At 68.8% G+C, this 24,824-nt stretch carries 18 protein-coding genes; 15 read left to right on the plus strand and 3 right to left on the minus strand.

All coding sequences use genetic code 11. The features are described from left to right. The first annotated feature begins 141 nt into the window (after positions 1-141). The 15 genes from IGS68_RS20985 to IGS68_RS36205 all read left to right on the plus strand — a co-directional run bounded on the left by IGS68_RS20985 (position 142) and on the right by IGS68_RS36205 (position 22,240). A complete protein-coding gene (locus tag IGS68_RS20985) occupies positions 142-1,596 on the plus strand; it encodes an NAD(P)-dependent oxidoreductase (protein WP_201073460.1) in 1,455 nt (484 codons plus the stop codon). 35 nt (positions 1,597-1,631) lie between these two features. Beyond that, positions 1,632-2,294, plus strand: a complete 663-nt coding sequence (locus tag IGS68_RS20990) for a nucleotidyl transferase AbiEii/AbiGii toxin family protein (RefSeq protein WP_201073462.1) — start codon at positions 1,632-1,634, stop codon at positions 2,292-2,294. Beyond that, complete coding sequence (locus tag IGS68_RS20995) at positions 2,275-2,610, plus strand: hypothetical protein (protein ID WP_201073464.1); 336 nt, start codon at positions 2,275-2,277, stop codon at positions 2,608-2,610. Before IGS68_RS20990 ends, IGS68_RS20995 begins: the two co-directional genes overlap by 20 nt. A gap of 48 nt (positions 2,611-2,658) precedes the next feature. Then, positions 2,659-7,197 carry a glutamate synthase large subunit gene (gltB, locus tag IGS68_RS21000; RefSeq protein WP_201073466.1) on the plus strand — a complete coding sequence of 1,513 codons (4,539 nt, stop codon included), beginning with the start codon at positions 2,659-2,661 and terminating at the stop codon, positions 7,195-7,197. A gap of 190 nt (positions 7,198-7,387) precedes the next feature. Then, positions 7,388-7,810 (plus strand): GNAT family N-acetyltransferase, encoded by a 423-nt coding sequence (locus tag IGS68_RS21005; RefSeq protein WP_201073468.1) that lies wholly within the window; start codon positions 7,388-7,390, stop codon positions 7,808-7,810. A 115-nt stretch (positions 7,811-7,925) separates the two neighbouring features. After that, complete coding sequence (locus IGS68_RS21010; protein WP_201073470.1) at positions 7,926-10,844, plus strand: PAS domain S-box protein; 2,919 nt, start codon at positions 7,926-7,928, stop codon at positions 10,842-10,844. A gap of 72 nt (positions 10,845-10,916) precedes the next feature. Then, positions 10,917-11,585: a glutathione S-transferase family protein gene (locus tag IGS68_RS21015; protein WP_201073472.1), complete on the plus strand. Its 669-nt coding sequence runs from the start codon at positions 10,917-10,919 to the stop codon at positions 11,583-11,585. 55 nt (positions 11,586-11,640) lie between these two features. Then, entirely contained in the window at positions 11,641-12,375 is a 735-nt protein-coding gene (locus IGS68_RS21020) for a hypothetical protein (protein WP_201073474.1), read from the plus strand. 109 nt (positions 12,376-12,484) lie between these two features. Further along, positions 12,485-13,702 (plus strand): efflux RND transporter periplasmic adaptor subunit, encoded by a 1,218-nt coding sequence (locus IGS68_RS21025; RefSeq protein ID WP_201073476.1) that lies wholly within the window; start codon positions 12,485-12,487, stop codon positions 13,700-13,702. Between the two features lie 3 nt (positions 13,703-13,705). Next, positions 13,706-16,855, plus strand: coding sequence for an efflux RND transporter permease subunit (locus IGS68_RS21030; RefSeq protein WP_201073478.1), 3,150 nt, complete (start codon positions 13,706-13,708; stop codon positions 16,853-16,855). Between the two features lie 189 nt (positions 16,856-17,044). After that, positions 17,045-17,320, plus strand: coding sequence for a hypothetical protein (locus IGS68_RS21035; protein WP_201073479.1), 276 nt, complete (start codon positions 17,045-17,047; stop codon positions 17,318-17,320). 145 nt (positions 17,321-17,465) lie between these two features. Then, on the plus strand, positions 17,466-18,320 hold the full coding sequence (locus tag IGS68_RS21040; RefSeq protein WP_201073481.1) for a manganese catalase family protein: 855 nt from the start codon (positions 17,466-17,468) through the stop codon (positions 18,318-18,320). Between the two features lie 114 nt (positions 18,321-18,434). Further along, entirely contained in the window at positions 18,435-19,649 is a 1,215-nt protein-coding gene (locus tag IGS68_RS21045) for a DUF2478 domain-containing protein (RefSeq protein WP_247881006.1), read from the plus strand. Next, positions 19,646-20,908, plus strand: a complete 1,263-nt coding sequence (mnmC1, locus tag IGS68_RS21050) for an FAD-dependent 5-carboxymethylaminomethyl-2-thiouridine(34) oxidoreductase MnmC1 (RefSeq protein ID WP_201073485.1) — start codon at positions 19,646-19,648, stop codon at positions 20,906-20,908. Before IGS68_RS21045 ends, mnmC1 begins: the two co-directional genes overlap by 4 nt. A 216-nt stretch (positions 20,909-21,124) precedes the next feature. Next, the gene (locus IGS68_RS36205) at positions 21,125-22,240 is read left to right on the plus strand and encodes an OmpA family protein (protein WP_201073487.1); all 1,116 of its coding nucleotides are present in this window, start codon (positions 21,125-21,127) and stop codon (positions 22,238-22,240) included. A gap of 2 nt (positions 22,241-22,242) precedes the next feature. Here the strand turns inward: IGS68_RS36205 and IGS68_RS21060 are convergent, their stop codons facing one another. The 3 genes from IGS68_RS21060 to IGS68_RS21070 all read right to left on the minus strand — a co-directional run bounded on the left by IGS68_RS21060 (position 22,243) and on the right by IGS68_RS21070 (position 24,684). Beyond that, entirely contained in the window at positions 22,243-22,932 is a 690-nt protein-coding gene (locus tag IGS68_RS21060) for a DUF1028 domain-containing protein (RefSeq protein WP_201073489.1), read from the minus strand. Further along, positions 22,929-24,170 (minus strand): PQQ-dependent sugar dehydrogenase, encoded by a 1,242-nt coding sequence (locus IGS68_RS21065; RefSeq protein ID WP_201073490.1) that lies wholly within the window; start codon positions 24,168-24,170, stop codon positions 22,929-22,931. Before IGS68_RS21065 ends, IGS68_RS21060 begins: the two co-directional genes overlap by 4 nt. Before the next feature lie 85 nt (positions 24,171-24,255). Continuing rightward, positions 24,256-24,684, minus strand: a complete 429-nt coding sequence (locus IGS68_RS21070) for a DUF4167 domain-containing protein (RefSeq protein WP_247881007.1) — start codon at positions 24,682-24,684, stop codon at positions 24,256-24,258. Positions 24,685-24,824 lie beyond the last annotated feature (140 nt).

Consider the following 24,824-nt stretch of genomic DNA (forward strand, 5'->3'; position numbering starts at 1 on the left):
ATCGACCTTACCCGGCATAGTCTGGACAAGTTTGTTTCCACCTCCACGCGGTTACGCCGACGTGGCCGTGACCCTTCGGATGCGACAGGAGCCCGACAGGCCTCCGCCGCCCCGCAGGGCTGAGCTGAAGGATTGTTCGCCATGGCGCAGAAGATGTTGCAGTTCGTCCGCACCGACAAGCGCATGCCCGACAAACGGGATGCCGCGGCGCGCAGGCACGACTTCAACGAGATCTATGGCGAGTTCGACCAGCAGGGCGCGGAGGAACAGTCCGGCCGGTGCTCCCAGTGCGGCGTGCCGTTCTGCCAGGTCCACTGCCCGCTCCACAACAATATCCCGGACTGGCTGAAGCTGACCGCCGAGGGTCGCCTGGAAGAGGCCTACGAGCTCTCGTCGGCGACCAGCAACCTGCCGGAGATCTGCGGCCGCATCTGCCCGCAGGACCGCCTGTGCGAGGGAAACTGCACGATCGAGCAGTCGACCCACGGCACGGTGACCATCGGGTCGATCGAGAAATACATCAACGACACCGCGTGGGAGCGGGGCTGGGTCAAGCCGCGCCTGCCGCTCCGCGAGCGGGGGCAGTCGGTCGCCATCATCGGCGGCGGCCCCGGCGGCATGTCGGCGGCCGAGCAGCTGCGCATCAAGGGCTACGAGGTCCACGTCTACGACCGCTACGACCGGATCGGCGGCCTGATGATGTACGGCATCCCCGGCTTCAAGCTGGAGAAGCACGTGGTCAGCCGCCGGGTCCAGCTCCTGGTCGACGAGGGCGTCATCTTCCACACCGATTTCGAGGTCGGCCGCGACGCGACCCTGGCCGAGCTGCGGGCGAAGCACGACGCCGTGCTGATCGCGACCGGCGTGTACAAGGCGCGCGACCTGACGGCCCCCGGCTCCGACCTGGGCAACATCGTCCCGGCGCTCCAGTACCTGACGACCAGCAACCGCCAGGGACTGGGCGACGCGGTTCCCGACTATGACAGCGGCGCGCTCAACGCGGCGGGCAAGAACGTCGTCGTGATCGGCGGCGGCGACACCGCCATGGACTGCGTCCGCACCGCGATCCGCCAGGGCGCCAAGTCGGTCAAGTGCCTGTACCGCCGCAACCGCGCCAACATGCCGGGCTCCCAGCGCGAGGTCCACAACGCCGAGGAGGAGGGCGTCGAGTTCGTCTGGCAGTCCGCCCCGGAGGCTTTCGAGGGCAAGGACGGGCTCGTGACCGGCGTGCGCGCGCACCGCATCCATCTCGGCGTCGCCGACGCCAGCGGCCGGCAGACCCCGCAGGTGATCGACGGCTCGTCCTACACGCTGGACGCCGACCTGGTGATCAAGGCGCTGGGCTTCGATCCGGAGGACCTGCCGACCCTCTTCGGCGAAACCGGCCTGAAGGTCAGCCGCTGGGGCACCGTGACGGTGAATTTCCGCACCATGATGACCAGCCTGGACGGCGTCTTCGCCGCCGGCGATATCGTGCGCGGCGCCAGCCTGGTCGTGTGGGCCATCCGCGACGGCCGCGACGTCGCCGAGCACATGCACGCCTACCTGATGCAGAAGGCCGAGGCCGGCGCGTCGGCCGCCGTCGCGGCGGAGTAGGGTTTCGGAGACCATCGCTCGGGAATGCCTCGGAAATGCACCAGTTCCTGGACATAGACGACGCGATGGTCGTCCTGAGGACCGTCCTGGAGAGGATGTCCCGGCAGGGCCTGGAGCTTCCGAAATCCGTGGTCCTGGTCGGCGGAACCGCCCTGGCTGCACATGGCATCCGACGGTTGAGCAAGGATGTGGACTTCTATGCACAGACTCTCGACGAAACGATCATATATGAGGTCGAGGAAGAGTTCCGGCAGATTCATGGGCGGCTATTCAAGATAGATGCCACCAACTCGGAAGCCATATGGGGCAGGATTGTATTAAAGGATCTGGAGAAGTCCCCCAACTTCACGACCATGATCATCAGCGGCCATGAAGTTGAGGTAAAAACTCTGAATGAGGAGGATCTATTCTTCTTGAAACTAAGCGCGGATAGAGAGAAGGATAGACGTGATCTCCCATTCATCCTGGATCGAGTCGCGCCGGAAGCCCTTGTGCATCGCTTCAATTGCCTGATTGAATGGATCGCGGACAAAGCGGCAGCCCAGGCATTCGTTGCCCGCTTTGTCGATGTCATGGACGAACATGACCTGTTCAGCCCCGGTGAGCTTCTGGGACGGTTGAACATCCCGGAGCACGTGAAGGATATGCTTCTGGCGTCCCGCATGATGGAGGAGAACGATGGGCCGCAAAAGTCTTGATCCGTCCGGTGTCGAAGCGGCGATCCTGCACGAGAACTGGGTGCTCGAACGGTGCCTCGACCTGCTTCTGGAAAAGAGGCCGCTCTCCCATTGGGAAATCGAGGTCGCGGACGCCCTGCTCGGGGCGATCGCCGCCGAGGCCGTCAGGAACGAACCCGAAGCCGAGAAGGCGAGACGTTTGCGGCGCCATCTCTTCAGAAGCGACGAGGCGCCGACGGCCAGACCTGACAAAGCCCACGCGACCTCGGCGGAGCGGCTTCGCGCCGATCTCGCCGACCTGATCCCGGCGGGAGCCGGCCAGCACCTCATTCATTAACCCGCAGCAAGACTCCTCGACCCTGTGGTTCAGAAAGGACAACCGACCATGACCGAAAGCACCCTCTCTGCGGGCGAGCAGTTCGTTGCCGAGTACCGGGCGAACGTCGAGGCCCTGACCGCGGTCCATGCCTATGATCCCGCCGACGAGCACGACGCCTGCGGCGTCGGCATGATCGCGGCGATCGACGGCAAGCCGCGGCGGTCGGTGGTGGAAAAGGGCATCGAGGCGCTCAAGGCCGTGTGGCACCGGGGTGCCGTGGACGCCGACGGCAAGACCGGCGACGGCGCCGGCATCCATGTCCAGGTGCCGCAGCAGTTCTTCCACGACTACGTCAAGCTGATCGGCCACATTCCGCCGGACCGGCCGCTCGCGGTAGGCCAGGTATTCCTGCCGCGCCTGTCGCTGGAAGCGCAGGAGCGCTGCCGCTGCATCGTCGAGACCGAGATCCTGAATTTCGGCTACTATATCTATGGCTGGCGCCAGGTCCCGGTGAACGTCGACATCATCGGCGAGAAGGCCAACGCGACCCGGCCCGAGATCGAGCAGATCATCATCGGCAACGCCAAGGGCGAGACCGACGACCGGTTCGAGCTGGAGCTCTACATCATCCGCCGCCGGATCGAGTCCGCCGTCCGGGCCGAGCAGATCAACGACTTCTACATCTGCACGCTGTCGTCCCGCTCGATCGTCTACAAGGGCATGTTCCTGGCGGAGCAGCTGACCTCCTTCTATCCCGACCTGCTGGACGAGCGCTTCGTCTCCAACGTCGCGATCTACCACCAGCGCTATTCGACCAACACGTTCCCGACCTGGCCGCTGGCGCAGCCGTTCCGCATGCTCGCCCACAACGGCGAGATCAACACGCTGAAGGGCAACGTGAACTGGATGAAGGCGCACGAGACGCGCATGGACCACGAGCGTTTCGGCTCCTACGTCAACGACCTGAAGCCGGTGATCCCGATCGGGTCATCGGACAGCGGCGCGCTGGACGCCGTGTTCGAGGTGGTCGCCCGGGCCGGCCGGTCCGCGCCCATGACCAAGACCATGCTGATCCCGGAGGCCCTGGCCGCAGGCGACAGCATGCCCGCCCCCCACCGCGCGCTCTACGGCTACATCAACGCCGTCATGGAGCCGTGGGACGGGCCGGCGGCGCTCGCCATGACCGACGGCCGCTGGGCGGTCGGCGGCATGGACCGCAACGGCCTGCGCCCGATGCGCTACACCATCACCGCCGACGGCCTGCTGATCGCCGGGTCCGAGACCGGGATGGTCAAGGTGGACGAGAGCACCGTCGTCGAGAAGGGCCGGCTCGGGCCCGGGCAGATGATCGCGGTCGACCTGGCCGAGGGCAAGCTGTACCACGACCGCGAGATCAAGGACTACCTCGCCTCCCAGCGCCCCTACGACAAGTGGGTCGGCAACATCACCGAGCTGGACAGCCTCGTGAAGGCGGCCCCGGCGGAATCCGCCGTGCTGGCCAAGGACGAGCTGCGCCGCCGCCAGCTCGCGGTCGGCATCACGATGGAGGACCTGGAAACCGTCCTCCACCCGATGGTGGACGAGGCCAAGGAAGCGATCGGCTCCATGGGCGACGACAGCCCGATGGCGGTCCTGTCGGACAAGTACCGCGGCCTGCACCACTTCTTCCGCCAGAACTTCAGCCAGGTCACCAACCCGCCGATCGACAGCCTGCGCGAACGCCGGGTGATGAGCCTGCGCACGCGGCTGGGCAACCTGGGCAACATACTGGAGGAGGATGCGACCCAGTGCAGCCTGCTCCAGCTCGAGAGCCCCGTGCTGACGACCGCCGAGTTCCGCGCCATGCGGGACTACATGGGCGAGACCGCGGCGGAGATCGACTGCACCTTCGACGTCACCGCCGGCCCCAACGCGCTGCGCGACGCGCTGCGCCGCATCCGCCAGGAGTCGGAGGACGCGGTGCGCGGCGGCGCCACCCACGTCATCCTGTCGGACGAGCACGTCAGCGCCACCCGCGCGCCGATGCCGATGATCCTGGCGACCGGCGCGGTGCACACCCACCTCGTACGCCAGCAGCTCCGCACCTTCACGTCGCTGAACGTACGCACGTCCGAGTGCATGGACGTGCATTACTTCGCCGTGCTGATCGGCGTCGGCGGGACGACGGTGAACGCCTACCTGTCCCAGGAGGCGATCGCCGACCGGCACCGCCGCGGCCTGTTCGGCGACATGACGCTGGAACAGTGCCTGTACCGCTTCAAGAAGGCGATCGACGAGGGCCTGCTGAAGATCATGTCCAAGATGGGCATCTCGATCATCAGCTCCTACCGCGGCGGCTGCAACTTCGAGGCGGTCGGCCTCAGCCGCGCGCTGGTCGCCGAGCATTTCCCCGGCATGGTCAGCCGCATCTCGGGCATCGGCCTCGCCGGCATCCAGAAGAAGGTGCTGGAGCAGCACGCGATCGCCTATTCGGAGGACGTCATCGCGCTGCCGATCGGCGGCTTCTACAAGTACCGCCGCAACGGCGAGCGGCACGCCTGGGAAGCGGGCCTGATCCACATGCTCCAGCAGGCGGTCGCGACCGACAGCTACGCGACCTTCAAGAAGTACACCGAGGCGACCAACAAGCGCCCGCCGATCCAGATCCGCGACCTGCTGGACTTCCGCTCGACCCGGGAGGCCATCTCGGTCGACGAGGTGGAGAGCATCACGGCGCTGCGCAAGCGCTTCATCACGCCGGCGATGTCGCTCGGCGCCCTGTCGCCCGAGGCGCACGGCACGCTGAACGTCGCGATGAACCGGATCGGCGCCAAGTCGGACAGCGGCGAAGGCGGCGAGGACCCGGCGCGGTTCAAGCCGGACAAGAACGGCGACAACTGGAACTCGGCGATCAAGCAGGTCGCGTCGGGCCGGTTCGGCGTGACCGCCGAATACCTGAACCAGTGCCGCGAGATCGAGATCAAGGTGGCCCAGGGCGCCAAGCCCGGCGAGGGCGGGCAGCTGCCCGGCTTCAAGGTGACCGAGATGATCGCCCGCCTGCGGCATTCCACGCCGGGCGTCATGCTGATCAGCCCGCCGCCGCACCATGACATCTACTCGATCGAGGACCTGGCGCAGCTCATCTACGACCTGAAGCAGATCAACCCGGACGCCAAGGTCTGCGTCAAGCTGGTGTCGCGGTCCGGCATCGGCACCATCGCGGCCGGCGTGGCCAAGGCCAACGCCGACGTGATCCTGGTCTCCGGCCATGTCGGCGGGACGGGCGCCAGCCCGCAGACCTCGATCAAGTATGCCGGCGTGCCGTGGGAGATGGGCCTGAGCGAGGTCCACCAGGTGCTGACCCTGAACCGGCTGCGCCACCGGGTCCGGCTGCGCACCGACGGCGGCCTGAAGACCGGCCGCGACATCGTGATCGCCGCGATGCTGGGCGCCGAGGAGTACGGCGTCGGCACCGCCAGCCTGATCGCCATGGGCTGCATCATGGTCCGGCAGTGCCACAGCAACACCTGCCCGGTCGGCGTCTGCGTGCAGGACGAGGAACTGCGCAAGAAGTTCGTCGGAACGCCGGAGCGCGTGGTCAACCTGTTCAGCTTCCTGGCGGAGGAGGTCCGCGAGATCCTGGCCCAGCTGGGATTCCGCACGCTGAACGAGGTGATCGGCCGGACCGACCTGCTGCACCAGGTCAGCCGCGGCGGCGCCCACCTGGACGACCTCGACCTGAACCCGCTGCTGGCCCAGGCCGATCCAGGCGACAGCGCGCGCTATTGCACCATGCAGGGCCGCAACGAGGTTCCGGACACGCTGGACGCCCGCATGATCGCCGACGCCCGCCCGCTGTTCGAGGAGGGCGAGAAGATGCAGCTGGCCTACAACGTGCGGAACACGCACCGGGCCATCGGCACCCGCCTGTCGGCCATGATCACCCGCAAGTTCGGCATGACCGGGCTCCAGCCCGGCCACGTCACGGTCCGCCTGCGGGGCTCGTGCGGCCAGTCGCTCGGCGCCTTCGCGGTGCAGGGCATGAAGCTGGAGGTGCTGGGCGACAGCAACGACTATGTCGGCAAGGGACTGTCGGGCGGCACCATCACCGTCCGGCCGACCACGAGCAGCCCGCTGAAGACCAACGAGAACACCATCATCGGCAACACGGTGCTGTACGGCGCCACGGCGGGCAAGCTGTTCGCCGCGGGCCAGGCCGGCGAGCGCTTCGCCGTCCGCAACTCGGGCGCCAAGGTGGTGGTGGAAGGCTGCGGCTCCAACGGCTGCGAGTACATGACCGGCGGCCTCGCGGTGATCCTGGGCAGCGTCGGCGAGAATTTCGGGGCCGGCATGACCGGGGGCATGGCCTTCATCTACGACGAGGACGGCAGCTTCTCCCGCAAGGTCAACGAGGAGAGCGTGATCTTCCAGCGGATCGAGGTGCCCCACTACGAGGCGATGCTGCGCGACCTGATCGCGGAGCATGTCGCCGAGACCCAGAGCAAGTTCGCCGAGCGCCTGCTCAACGACTGGCATCTGGTGCGCGACAACTTCTGGCAGGTCGTGCCCAAGGAGATGGTCCACCGGCTGGACGTGCCCGTGCGGGCACCCCAGGCGGCGGACTGACCGGGAAGGCGCATCCCGGCCTGCATATCCCGGCGCTATATGTCGCATGAGGGCCGGCCCGGCGGGGCCGGCCTATCGCCCGCCCGGCGCGTTGGCTAAGGTTACCGCGAATAAACCACTCTCCCGGCTGTTTCCGGTCAGGAGGAGGTGGAGACGCAGGGGGGCCGACGTCATGCCTGAGTGCGCGGGAATGGAGATCTCCGTCCGGCCGGCCAACGGGATGGACGGGCAGCGTTGCGCCGAGATCTACCTGGCGTCCCGCCGGTCCGCTTTCCACTGGCAGCCGGCCGGATCCTTCGTCCTGGAGGACTATCACCGGGCGATCGAGGAGGAGGATGTCTGGGTCGCGGAAATCGGCGGAGTCGTCGTCGGATTCGCCTCGATCTACCGTCCGGAGAACTTCGTCCACAACCTGTTCGTCGATCCCCGCTGGCAGCACCGCGGCGTCGGGACCATCCTCCTGGAGCGCGCCTGCTCCCACCTGTTCCGCCCGGCCCGGCTGAAATGCCTCGCGGCCAACCAGGGCGCCCGCGCCTTCTACGAGCGCAACGGCTGGGTCGTGGCTTCGGCAACCGCGTCGGCGGATGAACCTTACATTCTCTACCAGAAATAGCTGCACCATTAGGTCGCAATCCTATTGCGTGGTATTCGATAAGACGTTCGTGATATGAAAAGGGTCCAATGACCGGAAAGGTCACCGTATCGGCGACTCCAATCCTGGAATTCCCGTGACCCAACAGCGCGTAACGCCGACCATTTTCCTGAGGATCTATGTGCTACTGCTCTTCGTAGTGGTGGCGATGCTCGGATACAACGAGTGGACGACCAGGTCCGACGCGCTGACGCAGGCCGCGGAGAAGTCCCGCGCGCTCGTCAATCTTGCGACGGAGCACACGCTCCGCATGTTCGAGATCAACGACATCGCGCTGCGCAGCGCGGTCGAGCATTTCAGCGAGCTGGACATCACCCGCCTGGGCGATTCGTGGAGCGACTGGGACTATCTGGCGACGCTGGAGGCGAGCAGCATCGGCAGCGAGTTGGCGCAGATCCGGCACATGCTGATCGTCGATCGGAACGGCATCGTCCGCATCCACTCCCGCCGCTACCCGGTCGAGCCGATGGACAGCTCCCGGAACGACTTCTTCCAGGCCCACAAGGACACCTCCGGACCCAGCCTGTTCGTCGGCGCCCCGTCCATGGACGGCGGGGAGACCGACCTTTATTTCTCGATGAGCCGCCGGATCAGCCGGCCGCGCGACGGCGCCTTCGCGGGCGTGGCGGCGGCGGCGGTCAAGCCGGACATCTCGCGGCGCTTCTTCGACTCGATGTCGGCGGGCGCCCACGGCATCCTGTTCCTGATGCACGAGAACGGGACCATCATCACCTCCCACCCGTTCCGGGAGAACCTGATCGGCCGCAAGCTGCCCGACGGTTCGCTGCTGAACACCATCCGCAACTCGCAGCCCCAGCTGCCCGCGTCGGTGGACGTCAAATGCTGCTTCGACGACCAGGAACGGGTCCTGGCCTACCAGCGCGTCGGGACGTTGCCGCTGTTCGTGGCGGTGGGGCTCGCGAAGACCGACATCCTGTCGGACTGGACCCGCGACCTGATCCAAAACGCGCTGATCACCGGCGTCGTGCTCACGGGCTTCACCACGGTCGTGGTCCTGATGCTGGGGCAGTACCGCCGGCAGGTGCTCGCCCACGGCCTGCTGTCGGCGACCTACGACGCGGCGGGGACCGGCTTCTGCATGGTCGACGCCGACGGCAGGGTCGTCCGCGCCAACGCGGCCTACGGCACGCTGTGCGGCATCCCCGAACGGCAGCTGGTGCAACGCCCCTTCATCGAGGTGTTTCCGGCGGATGAACGCAACCGGGCGCACGACCTGCTGCGGTTCGGCCATCCCGGCGACCAGCTGCCACCCCAGATCCTGAAATTGCGCCACTCCGACGGCCGCATCCGCCGCGTCCTGATCACGGTCGGCGGTTTCTCCGACGCGTCGGGGCAGCTTTTCCTGATGGTGGCGGCCAACGACGTCACCGACCGCGAGCGGCAGGAGGAAAGGCTGCGCGAGAGCGAGCGCCGCCTCCGCCAGGCCCAAAGGATCGCCGGGATCGGCTGGTGGACGATCGATCTCGGAACCGGCGGCGTGGTCTGGTCCGACACGCTCTACGAGATCTGGGGACGCGACCCGGACCTGCCGCCGACCCTGGAGAGCTGGCGCTCGTCGATCCACCCGGACGACCGGTCGCGCCTCAACGACGCGGACCTCGCGGACGGGCCGGACTGCACGCGCGAGTACCGGATCATCCGTCCCGACGGCACCGAGCGGCATGTCCGCGAGGAATTCACCCGGAGCCGCGTCGGCGGGGAACAGCCCAAGGGCGAGCAGACGACGAGGCTGTTCGGCATCATCCAGGACGTCACGGAACTGCGGGAGAACGAGCGCGCCCTGGCGGACAGCAAGGCGCGGCTGCGCGCCGTCCTGGACGTGGCGGTGACCGGCATCCTGGTCCATGACGAGCACGGCAGGATCCAGCTGTTCAACCCGGCCGCCGAGCACCTGTTCGGCTACCGGGCGGCCGAGGCCAAGGGGCTGACGATCGACGCGCTGATCCCGCCGGTCCCGTCGTCGGCCGCCGGAACCCAGCCGATCCTGGGCGTCGCCCGCGAGGTCACGGCGCGCACCCGCGACGGGCGCACCTTCCCGGCCTATCTGGCGGTCGACGAGTATGTGGCCGACGGCCATCGCATGTCTGTCGGCGTGCTGCTGGACATCAGCGAGCAGAAGCGCCGCGAGCAGGAGATCTTCCAGGCGCGCGACCGGCTGGAGCGGCAGGCGGCCGACCTGTCGGTACTGGCCCGCAAGCTGGACCAGGCCCGGCGGGAGGCGGAGGAGACGAGAGGGCTGGCCGAGGCCGCCAGCCGGGCCAAGTCGGAATTCCTGGCCCATATGAGCCACGAGCTGCGCACGCCGCTGAACGCGATCCTGGGCTTCTCCGAAATCATGGACCAGGAGTATTTCGGCCCGCTCGGCTCGCCCCGCTATACCGAGTACAACCGCAACGTCCTGGACAGCGCCCGCCACCTGCTGAGCCTGATCAACGACATCCTGGACCTGTCCAAGATCGAGGCCGGCCGGTACGAACTGGAGGAGGAGCATGTCGACCTGACCCGGATCATCGATCCGGTGATCCGGCTGGTCCGCGAACGGGCGCTGCGCAAGGATCTGACGCTGAAGACCGCGATCGACCGCCTGCCGCCCGTCATGGGCGACGAGCGCGCGCTGAAGCAGATCCTGATCAACCTGTTGACCAACGCGGTGAAGTTCACCGAACGCGGCGGCGAGATCGAGGTGACCGGCCGCGAGGAGCAGGACGGCGACATCGTCATGACCGTGCGCGACACGGGAGTCGGCATCGCCGCCGACCAGATGGAAAAGGTGCTGGAGCCGTTCGGCCAGACGCGCAACGCCTACATGGCCGGCGAATCGGGGACCGGCCTCGGCCTGCCCATCACCCGGTCGCTGGTCAACCTGCACGGCGGAACGCTCGAACTGCAGAGCCAGCCGGGCGTCGGGACCACCGTGACCATACGCCTGCCCGCCTTCAGGGTGATCCACCCGCGCCTGATCGCCGCCACCTGATATCTCCAATGGGCATATGCCGCCAACCGGACCCTATGTTTGGCGGAAGGCTTGCGTTATGGTGCCCGCCCCATGCGAACCGTTCATCACTTCTGGCTCTCACCGTTCTCGCGCAAAGTGCGTATCGCGCTGGGCGAGAAGGGGCTCGACTTCGAATTGCAGGTCGAGAAGATATCGGACCGCCGTCCCGAGTTCCTGGCGATGAACCCGGCGGGCGACGTGCCCGTGCTGGTCGAGGACGACGGAACGGTGTTCGCGGACCATATCGCCATCTGCGAGTATCTTGACGAAGCCTATCCGGAAAAGCCGCTGATCGGGTCATCCCCGGTCGAGCGCGCGGAGACGCGCCGGCTGACCTCCTGGTTCGACGGCAAGTTCAACACCGAGGTGACCGAGAACCTGGTCGGCGAGAAGCTGATCAAGCGCTATCTCGGCTGGGGCTATCCCCACGCCCCGGCGATCCGTGCCGGGCTCCAGAATATCCATTACCATCTCGACTACATAGCCTACCTGGCGGAACGGCGGAACTGGCTGGCCGGCGACAGTTTCAGCCTGGCGGACATCGCGGCCGGCGCGCATCTCTCCGCCATCGACTACCTGGGCGACGTGCCGTGGGACGACCATCCCGAAGCCCGGCTCTGGTATTCGCGGATCAAGTCGCGCCGCAGCTTCCGGCCGCTGCTGTCCGACAGCCTGCCCGGCAATCCCCCGCCGGCCCATTACGCCGACCTGGATTTCTGAGCCTCCGGACCATCCATCGGCCCGCGCATTCCAAACCGAACGGAGAGATCAGCCGATGCTGCGCATCCTCACCCCGCTCGCCGTCTGCCTGCCCCTGGCGCTGGCCGTCGCCGGGACCCCCGCCCGGGCCCAGGTCGTCTTCCCTCCCGTGATGGACCAGGTCGTGCTCGACCTGACCGCGGAGGACTGGGTCGGGACCGACACCGCGCGCGTCGAGATCGTCGCCGATGCCGCGGCGGCCGGAACCGCGGGAACCGGTTCGGACAGCCAGCGGGACGATCTGCTGAAAGCGGTGAGCGCGCTGGTGCCCGATGCGCAGTGGCGCATCACCCGGTTCGACCGATCGACCGACCAGGCCGGGCTGGAGCGGCGGCGCGCCGTGATCGAGGCCCGCCTGCCCGAAAGCGCCCTGGGCGGGCTGGCCGACAAGGCCCGGCAGGCCAGCCGCCCCGGCCTTCAGCTGCGCATCGGAACGATCGAGTTCACCCCCACCCTGGCGGAGACCGAAGCGGTGCGGGCACGCCTCCGGACGGAGATCTACGGCAGGGCGGCAGCCGAGCTGAAGGCGCTGGAGCAGAGTTTCCCCGGGCGCTCGTTCCGCATGGGCAACATCGATTTCGCCGAGGCGTCCGTCCCGGTCCATGCCCGCAAGACGCGCGAGGCGGGTCCCGCCATGGCCATGGCGGCACCGATGGCCGACGGAATGCCGGAGGAAGAGCCGATGAACGTGTCGGAAAAGCTGGTGATCCGCGCCCGCGTCGTCCTGTCGGCACTGGCGCCGCGGGAATAGCGCGAGGACTCCCCGCACGCTTGAACAAGTAGAGGTTCCAGGCGTTTGGGAACCATGTCGCGGGGCGCTGCGGGACCGTAGCGCCTCTGCCTGCCATGGAGCCCAGGCGATGAATTCCTTGCCGTCCCCGCCGCCCGATGCGCGTGCCCCGAATCGCGGACCGCGCCGCCGGGGCGTCGTCCGGGCCTTCCTCGCCCCGCTCCTGGCCGGTGCCGGCCTGCTGCTGCTCGCGGCCTGCGGCGACGGCGGCGAGCAGGCTCAGGACAATGCCCAGCAGCAACCGCCGCAGGCGGTTCCCGTCGGCGTCTTCGAGGTCAGGCCCGAGCCCGTGACCCTGGGCGAGACCTTCGTCGGCCGGATCGAGGCGATCCAGCGGGTGGAACTGAGGGCACGGGTCACCGGCTTCCTGGAGGAGCGGCTGTTCCGCGAGGGCGAGACCGTCGAACAGGGCAAGCCGCTGTTCCGGATCGAACCTCAGATCTACGAAGCGGTCGTCGAGCAGCGCCGCGCCGACCTGGCCCGCGCCGAGGCCGAGCAGGAGAACGCGACGGTCCAGCTCCGCCGCGCCCAGGAACTGGTCCAGCGCAACAATATCCCGGAAGCCACCGTGGACGAGCGACAGGCCGCCGCCCGCACCGCGGAAGCCGGCGTCCTCCAGGCGAGGGCGGCGCTGCGCCAAGCGGAAATCGACCTCGGCTACACCGAGATCCGGGCGCCGATCGCCGGGCGGATCGGACAGGCCCTGTTCGACGTCGGCGACCTGGTGAACCCGGAATCGGGCGCCCTGGCCGAACTGGTGACCCAGGATCCCATCCATGTCCTGTTCCAGGTCAGCCAGCGCACCCTGCTCGAAGCCCAGCGGGCGGCGGGATCGCAGGGCCTGGACCCCAACCGCTTCGTCGTCCGGGTGCTGCTGCCCGACGGCAGCGAGTACCAGCACCAGGGCAGGGTGAATTTCGTCGGCATCACGGTCAGCCAGCAGACGGACACGGTGCCCGTCCGCGCCGAGGTGCCGAATACCGACGGTCTGCTGCGCGACGGCCAGTTCGTCCGCGTCCTGATCCAGCCGGACGAACCCGAGCTGGCCATCACGATTCCCCAGGCCGCCGTCCAGGCCGACCAGCAGGGCAACTTCGTGCTGGGCGTCGACGGCGAGAACACGGTGCGGATCCAGCGGGTGGAAACCGGAGAGACCCTCGACCAGGGCCGGGTCGTCGTCCGATCCGGCCTGCAGGAGGGCGACCGGGTGGTCATCCAGGGCATCCAGCAGGTCCGTCCCGGCGCACCCGTGACTCCCAGCCCGGTCGACGCCGACCAGGGAGCGTGATCCATGCTCTCCTCCGTCTTCATCGACCGGCCCCGCTTGGCGATGGTCATCTCCATCGTGATCGTCCTGGCGGGCCTGCTGGCCCTCACCCGCATCCCGGTGGCGCAGTTCCCCGACATCGTGCCGCCCCAGGTCAGCGTCACGACGCTCTATCCCGGCGCCAACGCCGAGACGGTGGAGGCGACGATCGCCCAGCCGATCGAGAGCCAGGTGAACGGCGTCCAGGACATGATCTACATGAGTTCGACCAGCGGCAACGACGGCAGCTACACGCTGACCGTCACCTTCGCCGTCGGCACGGACCCGGACATCAACACGGTCAACGTCCAGAACCGGGTGCGCCTGGCCGAGGCGTCGCTGCCCGAAGAGGTCGCACGCCAGGGCGTCCAGGTGCGCCAGCAGTCCTCGGCCTTCCTCCAGCTGATCAGCCTGGTGTCGGAATCGCCCGAGTACGACGAGCTGTTCCTGAACAACTACGCCCGCATAAACCTGCTGGACGAGATCTCCCGCGTGTCCGGCGTGGGCGAGGCGCGGCTGTTCAGCGAGTATGACTACAGCATGCGGGTCTGGCTGGAGACGGACCGCCTGACCAGCTTCGGCCTGTCGCCCAACGACGTGGTCGCCGCGATCCGGTCCCAGAACGTCCAGGCCGCGGTCGGGCAGCTCGGCGCCCAGCCGCAGCCGAACGGACAGCAGCTGGAATTCTCGCTCCAGGCGGCGGGCCGGCTCACCGACGTCGCGCAGTTCGAGAACATCGTCCTCCGGGCCGACGCGGACGGATCGCTGCTGCGGCTCAGCGACGTGGCGCGGGTCGAGCTGGCGGCCCGCTCCTACTCCTCCGCCGGAACCTCCAACGGCCGGCCGGCGGCCGTGCTCGGCATCTACCAGGCGCCGGGGGCCAACGCCGTCACCACCGCCCAGGAGGTGCTGCGGGTGCTGGACCGGCTGAAGGAGCGCTTTCCCGAGGGCGTCCTCTACGAGGTGACCTACGACACCACCGTATTCGTGACCGCCTCCATCGAGGAGGTGGTCACCACGCTGGTCGAGGCCTTCGTGCTGGTCCTGGTGGTCGTCTTCGTGTTCCTGGGCAACTGGCGGGCGACGATCATCCCCATGCTGGCGGTGCCGGTGGCCCTGATCGGCACCTTCGCGTTCCTGCTGCTGTTCGGCCAATCGGCGAACACGATCTCCCTGTTCGCCATGGTGCTGGCGATCGGCATCGTGGTGGACGACGCGATCGTGGTGGTGGAGAACGTCGAGCGCGTGATGCGCGACGAGAACCTGCCGGCGCCGGAGGCGACCCGAAAGGCGATGGGCCAGATCACCCCGGCGATCATCGCGATCACGCTGGTCCTGCTGTCCGTCTTCATCCCCGTGGGCTTCATCCCCGGCATCACCGGCTCGCTCTACGCCCAGTTCGCGCTGACCGTCTCGGTCGCGATGCTGCTGTCGGCGGTCAACGCCCTGACCCTCAGCCCGGCCCTCTGCGCGCTGCTGCTGAAGCCGCACGAGAAGCACGGCCGGGTCATGGGCTGGATCCAGGACCGCATCGACAATGTCCGGAACGGCTATTCCCGCCTGGTCAACCGGCTGGTGCGGATGGCGATCCTGTCGCTGGTCGTGGTCGCGGCGGCGTTCGGCGGCTATTTCGGCCTTTCCACCATCGTGCCCGCGGGATTCCTGCCGGACGAGGACCAGGGCGCCCTGTTCATGGAACTGCGGCTGCCGCAGAACGCGGCGCTCAACCGCACGCAGGTCGTGGTGCGCGACGTGGAAGGGCTCGTCCGCGACATCCCCGGCGTGCGCAGCGTCACCGCGGTGGCGGGCTTCAGCCTTCTGGACAGCCTCCAGGCCGGCAACGCCGCCTTCATGGTGGTGCTGCTCGACCCGTTCGAGGAGCGGACCGAGGCGGGGACCACCGCCTTCGACGTGCTGGCCCAGATCCGGCAGCGCACGGCGACCGTGCCCAACGCCCAGATCCTGGCCTTCAACCTGCCGCCGATCTCGGGCCTCGGCAACACCGCCGGGTTCGACTTCCGGCTCCAGGACCTGACCGGCGGCGAGCCGGCCCAGCTGGCGGCGGCCGCCGGCGGGCTGGTGGTCGCGGCCAACCAGGATCCCGCCCTGGCCCAGGTCTTCACGACCTACCGGGTGGATACCCGCCGCCTGTTCGTCGAGGTCGACCGGGAGAAGGCGCAGGCGCTGGGGGTCCAGGTCAGCGACGTCTACAACGCGCTCCAGACCACGCTGGGCGGCTTCTACGTCAACGACTTCAACCGGTTCGGACGCACCTGGCAGGTCAATGTCCAGGCCGAGGCGAAGGACCGCGACCAGGTGGAAGACCTCTGGCGCATCCATGTCCGAAGCGCCGACGGGGCCATGGTGCCGCTCCGCAGCCTCGCCTCGGTCCGGTTCCAGCTGGGGCCGCAGGCGATCAACCGTTACAACAACTACCGCAGCGTCGCCATCCAGGGATCGCCGGCGCCGGGATACAGCTCCGGCGGCGCGCTGTCCGCCATGGCGTCGGTCGCGGACAATACCCTGCCGCCGGGCTTCTCCTTCGCCTGGTCGGGCATCTCGCTCCAGGAGCAGGAAGCGGCGGGACAGACGCCCATCATCCTGGCGCTGGCCGTCCTGTTCGCCTACCTGTTCCTGGTGGCGCTGTACGAGAGCTGGACGATCCCGATCGCGGTCCTCCTCTCGGTCTCGGTCGGCTTGTGCGGCGCCATGCTGGCGCTGATGGCGACGGGGCTGGCGAACGACGTCTATGCCCAGATCGGCATCGTGGTGCTGATCGCGCTCGCCAGCAAGAACGCTATCCTGATCGTCGAGTTCGCCAAGGAGCAGCGCGAGGCCGGCGCCTCGATCCGGGACGCCGCCCGGGAAGGGGCGCGGCTCCGCTTCCGGGCGGTGATCATGACCAGCCTCGCCTTCATCTTCGGCCTGATCCCGCTCGTGACCGCCGTCGGCGCCGCCGCGGCGAGCCGGCGCGGCGTCTCCACGGCGGTGTTCGGCGGCATGATCGCGGCATCGAGCCTGGGCCTGTTCGTCATACCCATGCTCTACGTCGTGATCCAGGGCATGCGGGAATGGACGACCCGCCGCGTCCGCGGCCAGCCCCGCCGGCCGGAGTCCCCCGCCCCGGCGGAGTGAGGCGCCTTGCCGCGCCGGTGAAAAAGGATGGCGGGATTGCGACGTAGCCCGGATGGATCCCGCCAAAGGTCACGCTTACCTGCGAAAGCTCATCCCACGGTTTTGCTGCAACGCACTATCATCCATCCACCGGCTGCGTCGGGATCGCCCGCGGGCCGTATTTCTGAGGATCGGAGCACAAGGCACGCCATGAGCAGAACCGAAACCGCCGCCGGACCCGCCACCCTTACCTTCGACGAACTGAACAGCCGATTGAAGGGCAGCGGGCTGATCGCCCAGAGCCCGGGCGTCTATCACGCCGACCATATCCTGATCGAGGGCGGCGCGCAGGACCGACTGGTCGTCTGCGCCGTCGCCACCATGGAAGCCGACGGCCTGAAGATGGTGGCCCGCCTGAAGGAGGTGCTGGCCGACGTCGGCAACGTGATGATCCACACCGCGCCGAACAGCCTGCGCGCCGGCTGAAGCCGGCCCGTCCCTCCCGCATCGCCAGCCTGACTTGAATGAGACTAAATCGCACGCAAAGGGGTTAGCGGCGATTTTGTCGAAGACGGTCGAGCCTCCGTCCTGTTGCCGGAAACGTCTTCCCGAAAGGACGGAGGTTCCTCCCATGTACTATCACGACAAGCGGCTTCAGTATCCGGTCCGCGTCGAGACGCCCGATCCGCTGTTCGCGCGCCAGCTCCAGCAAGCCATCGGCGGCATCGAAGGCGAGATCCGGGTCTGCCTGCAGTATTTCTTCCAAGCCTGGGGAGCCCGCGGCCCGACCACCAAGTACCGCGACATGCTGCTGCATACCGCGACCGAGGAGATCGGCCATATCGAGATGCTGGCGACCGCCGTGGCCTTGAACCTGGAATCGGCCCCGCTGTCGCTTCAGGAGACGGCTTCGGAGTCGAACCCCGTGGTCAACGCCGTCATGGGCGGCGAACGCCCGCGCCACATGGTCGAGGGCATGCTCCACAAGCACCTGCTGTCGACCGGCCTCGCCGCCTTCCCCGGCAACTCCGACGGCGCCCCGTTCGACTGCTCGCACGTCTATGCCAGCGGCAACCTGGCCGGCGACATGTTCGCCAACGTCACGGCCGAGGCGACCGGCCGGACCCTGGCGGTCAGGCTCTACAACGCGGCGCACGATCCCGGCATGAAGGACATGCTGAGCTTCCTGATCGCCCGCGACACCATGCACCAGCAGCAGTGGCTGGCGGTCATCGAGGAACTGGGGGGCTCCGCGGCGCTGCCGATTCCGAACAGCTTCGACCAGAGCCTGGAGAAGCAGGAATTCAGCTATTCCTTCTTCGGCACGGACAAGGACGGGACGCCGCCGCCGGCCGGCCGTTTCACCCAGGGACCGTCGCTCGACGGCAAGGGCCAGTTCTCCGCGGTGCAGGCCGCCCCGCTCGGCGACGAGCCGGTCCTGGGACCCGCGCGGCCGTCGTCCGGCGCGCAGAAGGAACAGATGTAAGAGAGGCAGTGCCTGCAGGCGGTGCGTCGGCGCAGCCGGTGACACCGCCGCCGCCATGACCTACACTCCCGCGCCGCTCCCCCGGAGCGGTTCTAGACAGGCGGGAGGTTGGACATGGTGCCAGTCACGATGCCGGCACTGAAGCCCGGTGCCGTCATCCATGGCCCGAGGGCCATGACGGACACGCTGCTGGGCGACTTCGCCGGCGAGTTGCAAAGCCGCGGCTTCAGGGTCGCCGGCCTGATCCAGAGGAACCTGGATGCCGGCGATGCCTGCGCGTGCGCCATGGAACTGGTCGACATGGCCAGCGGCGAGGCCATCCGCATCTCCCAGGAACTCGGCGCGGGCTCGACCTCGTGCCGGGTCGATCCGGCCGGGATCGCCGAGGCGGGATCCCGGCTGCGCTCGGCCCTGGACGGCAAGCCCGACCTCGTCGTCGTCAACAAGTTCGGCGCGCTCGAGAAGGACGGCGGCGGGCTCGCCGACGAGTTGCTGTGGGCCATGGCCGAGGGGCTGCCGGTACTGACCTCGGTCGCCGGGCGGCTGGTCGGCGAATGGCTGGAATTCTGCGGCGGCCACTGCGACCTTCTGCGCCCCGACGCGGCGGCGCTGTGGGAATGGTGGGGCGGCCAGCGGCTTTACCACGACCTCCTGCTCGGCGTGCGGGACGGGCCGGTCGGCCGCATCGCCCGCAGCGCCCACTGGCTGCTGGTCGAGGGACCGGATGCCTGCGGCCTGGCGCGGCTGCCGCGCGGGGCCGACCAGGCGGGGCGGCCGCTCGAAGCCTATGCGGAACGGGGATTGCGGGACCTCGCCGGGCTGGTGCAATCGACCGACCTGTTCGAGGCCGCCGTGGGCCTGGCCTCGCTGAACGCCCACTACAACAGGCCCGACCTCCAGGTGGACGGCGGCAACGGGTTGGACGCCTTCGCCGCCGAGGAAGGCCGCGTGATCTGCGTCGGCGCCTTCCCGGACATCGCCCGCCGCATGCCCCATGCGCTCGTGATCGACGCCCTGCCCGCCGCCGGCGAGTATCCCGCCGCCGCGGCGGACTTCCTGCTGCCCGGCTGCGCCGCGGCGGTCATCACCGCCTCGACGCTGGCGAACCGGTCCCTGCCCCGCCTGCTCGACCTCGCCCGCGGGTCGCGGGTGGCGCTCGCCGGTCCCGGGACGCCGCTGACGCCTCGGCTGTTCAGCTACGGCGTCGAGATCCTGGCGGGTTTCATCGTGGACGACCCCGACGGCATGGTGCGCAGCCTCGCCGAAGGCGCCACCCCGCGCGGATTCCGCGCGTTCGGCCGACAGGTCACCCTGCGCCGCCCGGAATGACCGGAGTTCCACCCTGGTTCAGGCCTCCGCGCCCGGCAGCGGCGCCCGGCCGGGCGCTGGTGGTGGGAGGCGGCATCGCCGGCGCGGCGGCCGCCTCGGCGCTGGCACGGCGTGGGTGGCGGGTCACGCTGGCGGAACGGCACGGCCGGATCGCCCCGGAAGCGTCGGGCAACCCGGCCGGCATCCATATGCCGCGGCTGGTCGCCGGCCGCTCGCCCGAACGGACGTTCCATGCGGAAGCCTATCTCCACGGCCTTCGCGAGTTGGCAAGGCTGGGGCCGGCGGTCGACCGCTCCGCCTGCGGAGTGCTCCAGCTCGCCACGGACGACCGGCAGGCCGAACGCCATGAAGCGGCGTTGCGGGCACCGGTCCTGCCTGCGGGCATGGTGCGGGCGGTCGGACCCGGCGAGGCGAGCGAGCTTGCCGGCATACCGGTCCGGTACGGCGCGCTGTGGTTTCCCGAGGCCGGCTGGGTCGATCCGGCCTCCTTCGCGCGGGCGCTGCTCGACGGGACCGCCTCCGTACGGCTGGACACCGGGATAGCGGAACTCGCCCATGACGGACGCCTCTGGCACGCGACGGGCGCCGACGGCACCGCCCTGGAGCCCGCCGACGCGGTGGTGCTGGCGAACGGCCTGGATGCCCGCGCCTTCCCGCGATCCGCCTGGCTGCCCCTGTCGCCGCGCCGAGGCCAGATCACCGTCGTGCCGGCCACCCCGCGCAGCGCCCCCCTGCGCTGCGTGATCAGCCACGGCGGCTATATCCTCCCCGCGCGGCGAGGCGGGCATCTGGTCGGAGCCACCTTCGACTGGGTCGGGGACCGGGTACCGGCGCCGGCCCAGGAACCGGACTCCGCCGACGACGCCCGCAACCTCGCGGAAGCCGACGTCCTGTTTCCCGGGCTGTTCGAGGGGGCGGAGACGCCGAAGGGCCGGGCCTCGCTGCGGGCCATGACCGCCGACCATCTTCCGCTGGTCGGCCCGGTGGTGGACCGGGACCGCTTCGTCGATGATTTCGCCGGCCTGAGACAGGGACGCCCGGAGCGGAGCTTTCCCGGCGCGGTGCATCATCCCGGCCTCTGGGTCATGGCGGGACTCGGGGCCCGCGGACTGGTCACCGCCCCTTTGGCAGGCGAATTGCTGGCGGCGCAGATCTGCGGCGGCCCCTGGCCTGTCGCGGCCGACCCGGCGGGTGTCCTCATGGCGGCACTCCATCCGGCGCGTTTCCTGGTGCGCGACCTCAAAAGGCGTCATGTGTAATCCGCACAGAAGGATTAGGGCAGGCCATCCGTCGAGACGAGCATAGAAGAACTGTGCATGCAGCGACACACTGTGGCCACAAGGTGCCTGCGTCCGCGAATTGCCACAGGCGAAACATCGAATCCGCTGGCTACGGTCCGTTCGCAGAATTTCGGGGAACGGGGCCTGACAATGAATTCGTGGAGGAAGCAGCGTAACGCCTGCTTGATTGGTCTTATGCTCACCTTCGCCCTGGCGGCGTGCGACGGGGAGCAGGAAAACAAGGAAAGCTCCGCCGGACCGCAGGACTCGATCACGGAGAACCAACCGGAAAGCACATCGCGGGAACCGGCGGCCGAGGCTCCGGAACCGGCGCCGGAAGAGGCCGAAGCGCCCCCCGCCGAGCCGGAGACCACTGCCGAAACGGGGGACGGGACGGAAACGGCCGACCAGCCGGCTCCGGTCGCGGGACGGACGGGCGACGGGCCTGCCGCCGGCGGGGAGTCGATCCCGCCGATGGAGGCGGACGACGGCGAGGAGGCGCGGACCGCCCTTGCCGAACCGGCACCCGGTTCAGAACCCCCGCCCGAGGCAGTTCCCGCGCCCGAGGCAGTTCCCGCGCCCGAGGCAGTTCCCGCGCCCGATCCCGTCCCGGATCCGCAGCCCGAGGTTTCGGCGGGAACGCCCGAGGACCCGGCCGCCGGTTCGCCGCCGTCGAGAAGCGCCCCCGAGGCAAAGGTGCCGCCGACCAAGCCCGCCGCCGGCCAGCCGACGCCCGAGACGGCGGCGGCCGTGCCGCCGCGCAAGCCCGAGCGGGCGTCGGCCGCCGCCCGGCGGGACGAGGCGGCGCCCCCGCCCGCGCGCAAGCCCCCGGCAGGCCCGGCGACGGCTGACGCTCCGATCCGGCAGGTGGCCGCGGTGGCCCCGGCCGAGCGGCTGCCGTCCGACGCCTCGGTGGTGCCGACCCGGGCGCGCGCCGACGCCCACCCGGACCTGAGCCAGATGCTGTTCAAGATCCAGGAGGTCCATTTCAACCCGGGGAGCGCCAGCCTGACCCCCGGCGGCGAGCGCAAGACCCTGACGGCCAGCCGATTCATCTCGGACCTGCGGGTCCGGTCGATCAAGGTCGTCGGCTATACCGACACGGTCGGCCCGACCGCCTTCAACCAGGAGCTCGCCCTCGCGCGCGCCGGATCGGTCGCCAAGCTGCTGGAACAGGCCGGCGTTCCGGGCGGGCTGATCGAGACCGTCGGCATGGGCGAGACCAAGGTGCCGATGCCGACGACCGACGGCGTCTCCGAACCGCTCAACCGCTGCGTCGGCATCCTGGTCGCGGTCGACGACGTTCCCTGAGCCTAGCTCAGACCCTCATGGCCCCGGTGGCTCTGGCGGCCGTGCGAGTTGTCGCGCCGCGGCATGTCGCGTATCTGGGGGACGAGTTCCGCGGCGAACCAGTCGAAGACCTTGCGGAGCTCCTTCAGCGGCTCGCGATGGAAATCGATGCGGATGTCCCACAGGGGATACTCCTCGGTCGCGAAGACGTAGATCGTCGCGGACTGGCCGCCCCGCCGGTCGCCGCCGGCCCGCTCCCCCGCCTCGATGCCATGGAGCAGGCGTACGGCCAGGTCGGCATCGCGGTGGGCTTCGAAAGCCTCGGCACAGGCCCGGAGGGTGTCCGGACCGGTGAGCAGGTTGCCCTGGACCGAGAACCCATCGCCCTCCAGGCTGCCGGCATGGTCGGCGCATTTCGTCCCGGTCCAGACGGCGGTGGCCCCCGCCCCGTCGATCACCGCGACCTGGCGGAAATCCCGGTCCTCGTCCCTGGCGATGACCTCATCCAGCGCCTGCCGGGCGTCATGCCGGCCGCCGCGGAGCAGGGCCAGCCCGTCCAGCCCCAGGTAGGGATTGAGCCAGCCCTGGGTGGCCACCGCGCCGACGCCGGGCGCGGCGTGCGTCAGCAGCTTGCCGACGCCGGGCATCCCGGTGATGGCCGCGATGCCCACCTCACCGCTGCGGGGGCAGCGGGCGACGATCGAGAAGGTCACCGGGGCGTCTCCCCGTCGGCCGCCGTGGCATCGCCGGAATAGCTCAGCCGGTAAATCACGCCGTTGGTGTCGTCGGTGAACAGCAGCGAACCGTCGAGCGCCTGGGCGATGCCGGCCAGCCGGGCATAGTGGGTCTGCCCATCCTCGGACAGGAAGCCGGTCACCAGATCCTCGAACCCGGCGGGGCGTCCATCCTCGAAGCGCAGGCGCGAAACCTTGTAGCCGGACGGCGGATTGCGGTTCCAGGATCCGCGGAACGTGACGAAGGCGTCGCCGCGGTATTCCTCCGGGAACTGGTCGCCGGTATAGAACGCCATCATCAGGGGCGAGGCGTGGGCGGTATAGGTCAGGACCGGGCTTTCCGTCTGCTCGCAGAAGGCCTCGCGGGACTCGGCGTCCTCCGGCTCGCCGGGGATGTGCAGGTCGACCTGCGCGTCGCCCCAGCACCAGGGCCAGCCGTAATGCTTCCCTTCGGCGATCAGGTTCAGCTCGTCCGGCGGCGTGTCGTCGCCGCGCCAGTCGGACCCCATGTCCAGGCCCCACAGCTCACCGGTCTCCGGATGCCAGTCGAAGCCCACGGTGTTGCGCAGGCCCTCGGCGAAGACCTGGAGGTCGCTGCCGTCCGGATTGCCCCGCATCACGGTGGCATGGCGCGAATCGGGCTCGTCGCAGGCGTTGCAACTGCTGCCGATCGATATGTAGAGCTGACCGTCCGGACCGAAGGCGAGCGTGCGGTTGGGGTGCTGCCCGCCGTCGGGCAGGCCGTCCACCAGGGTCTCCACCTCTCCCAGCAATCCGTCCTGCCGGATGTCGGCGACCAGAAGCTCCTTGTTGGTCATCATGTAGAGCCGGTCGTCGCGGATCGCGAGGCCGTGGACATAGGGCCGCCCGGTGACGACCGGGTCCATGCTGTCGACCGACCCGTTTCCGTCCGTGTCGCGGAGTGCCATGACCCGTCCGGGCTCGCGCTCGCTGACGAAGACCGTGCCGCCGGAATGAACCGCCAGCATGCGCGGATTCTCCAGCCCCTCGGCGAAGATGTCGAGGTCGAACCCGGGAGGCGTCTGGAGCCGGTCCAGCACGTCGCGGCTGAATTCGCCGCGGCCCGGCGTGTTCAGGTGTCCGGTCACCGGGGCGAAGCGCGGCTGCTCCGGCTGCTGGGCGACCGCCGGAACGGTCATGAAGGCGCCGCCGGCGGCCAGCCCGGCCAGGGCGACGAGGGTCGAAGACTGTCTCATGGGATCCCCGCAACATGTTTCGAACGGGAGCCCGCCCGCAAGGCGGGCTGCCGTTCGGCCTCAGTTGGAGGGATGGCGGTGTTCTTCAACCCTCCGGAGGCGGCGGGCGGCGGCGAAGAGGGCCGGTGCGCTGGCCGCGCCGGCGCGGCTTCCGATCCATGTTGCCCGGACCGCCCGGACCCTGGCCTCCAGGCCCCGGATCCATCGGCTGTCCGTCGTCGACCGCCGAGTCCTCGACCGGTTCGGGCGGCCGGCGGTCCGCCATGGCGGTGCGGTACCAGTGTTCGGCATATTGCAGGTGGCCCTGGGCGGTGATCTCGTCACCCGCGGCCTTGGCGTCCTGAGCCAAGTCCAGATAGCGCGCGTGCTTCGTCATGGCGTCGCCGCGAACCCTCTCGGGGTTGCCGCCATCAAGGCCGGGGGCGCGGTTCTGGCTTCGGAAAGAGGGGCGATTGTGTCTAGGCGGCGGCACTTTTGCGTCCTTTGTTGGGACCGTCCCGCGATGGTGGCGCATGGATATTGGATACGCCCCATCGCGACAGGTTCGAACCTTTTGGAATAGACCGGAACGGGGTGTCCGGTCATGCAAAATCGTTCGGTCCGCCCAGGAACGCCGCCCATTGTCGCTCCGGGGCCACGGAACGGCTCCGCGTC

The sequence above is a fragment of the Skermanella sp. TT6 genome (assembly GCF_016653635.2).
In the GTDB taxonomy this organism is placed as follows: Bacteria; Pseudomonadota; Alphaproteobacteria; order Azospirillales; family Azospirillaceae; genus Skermanella; species Skermanella cutis.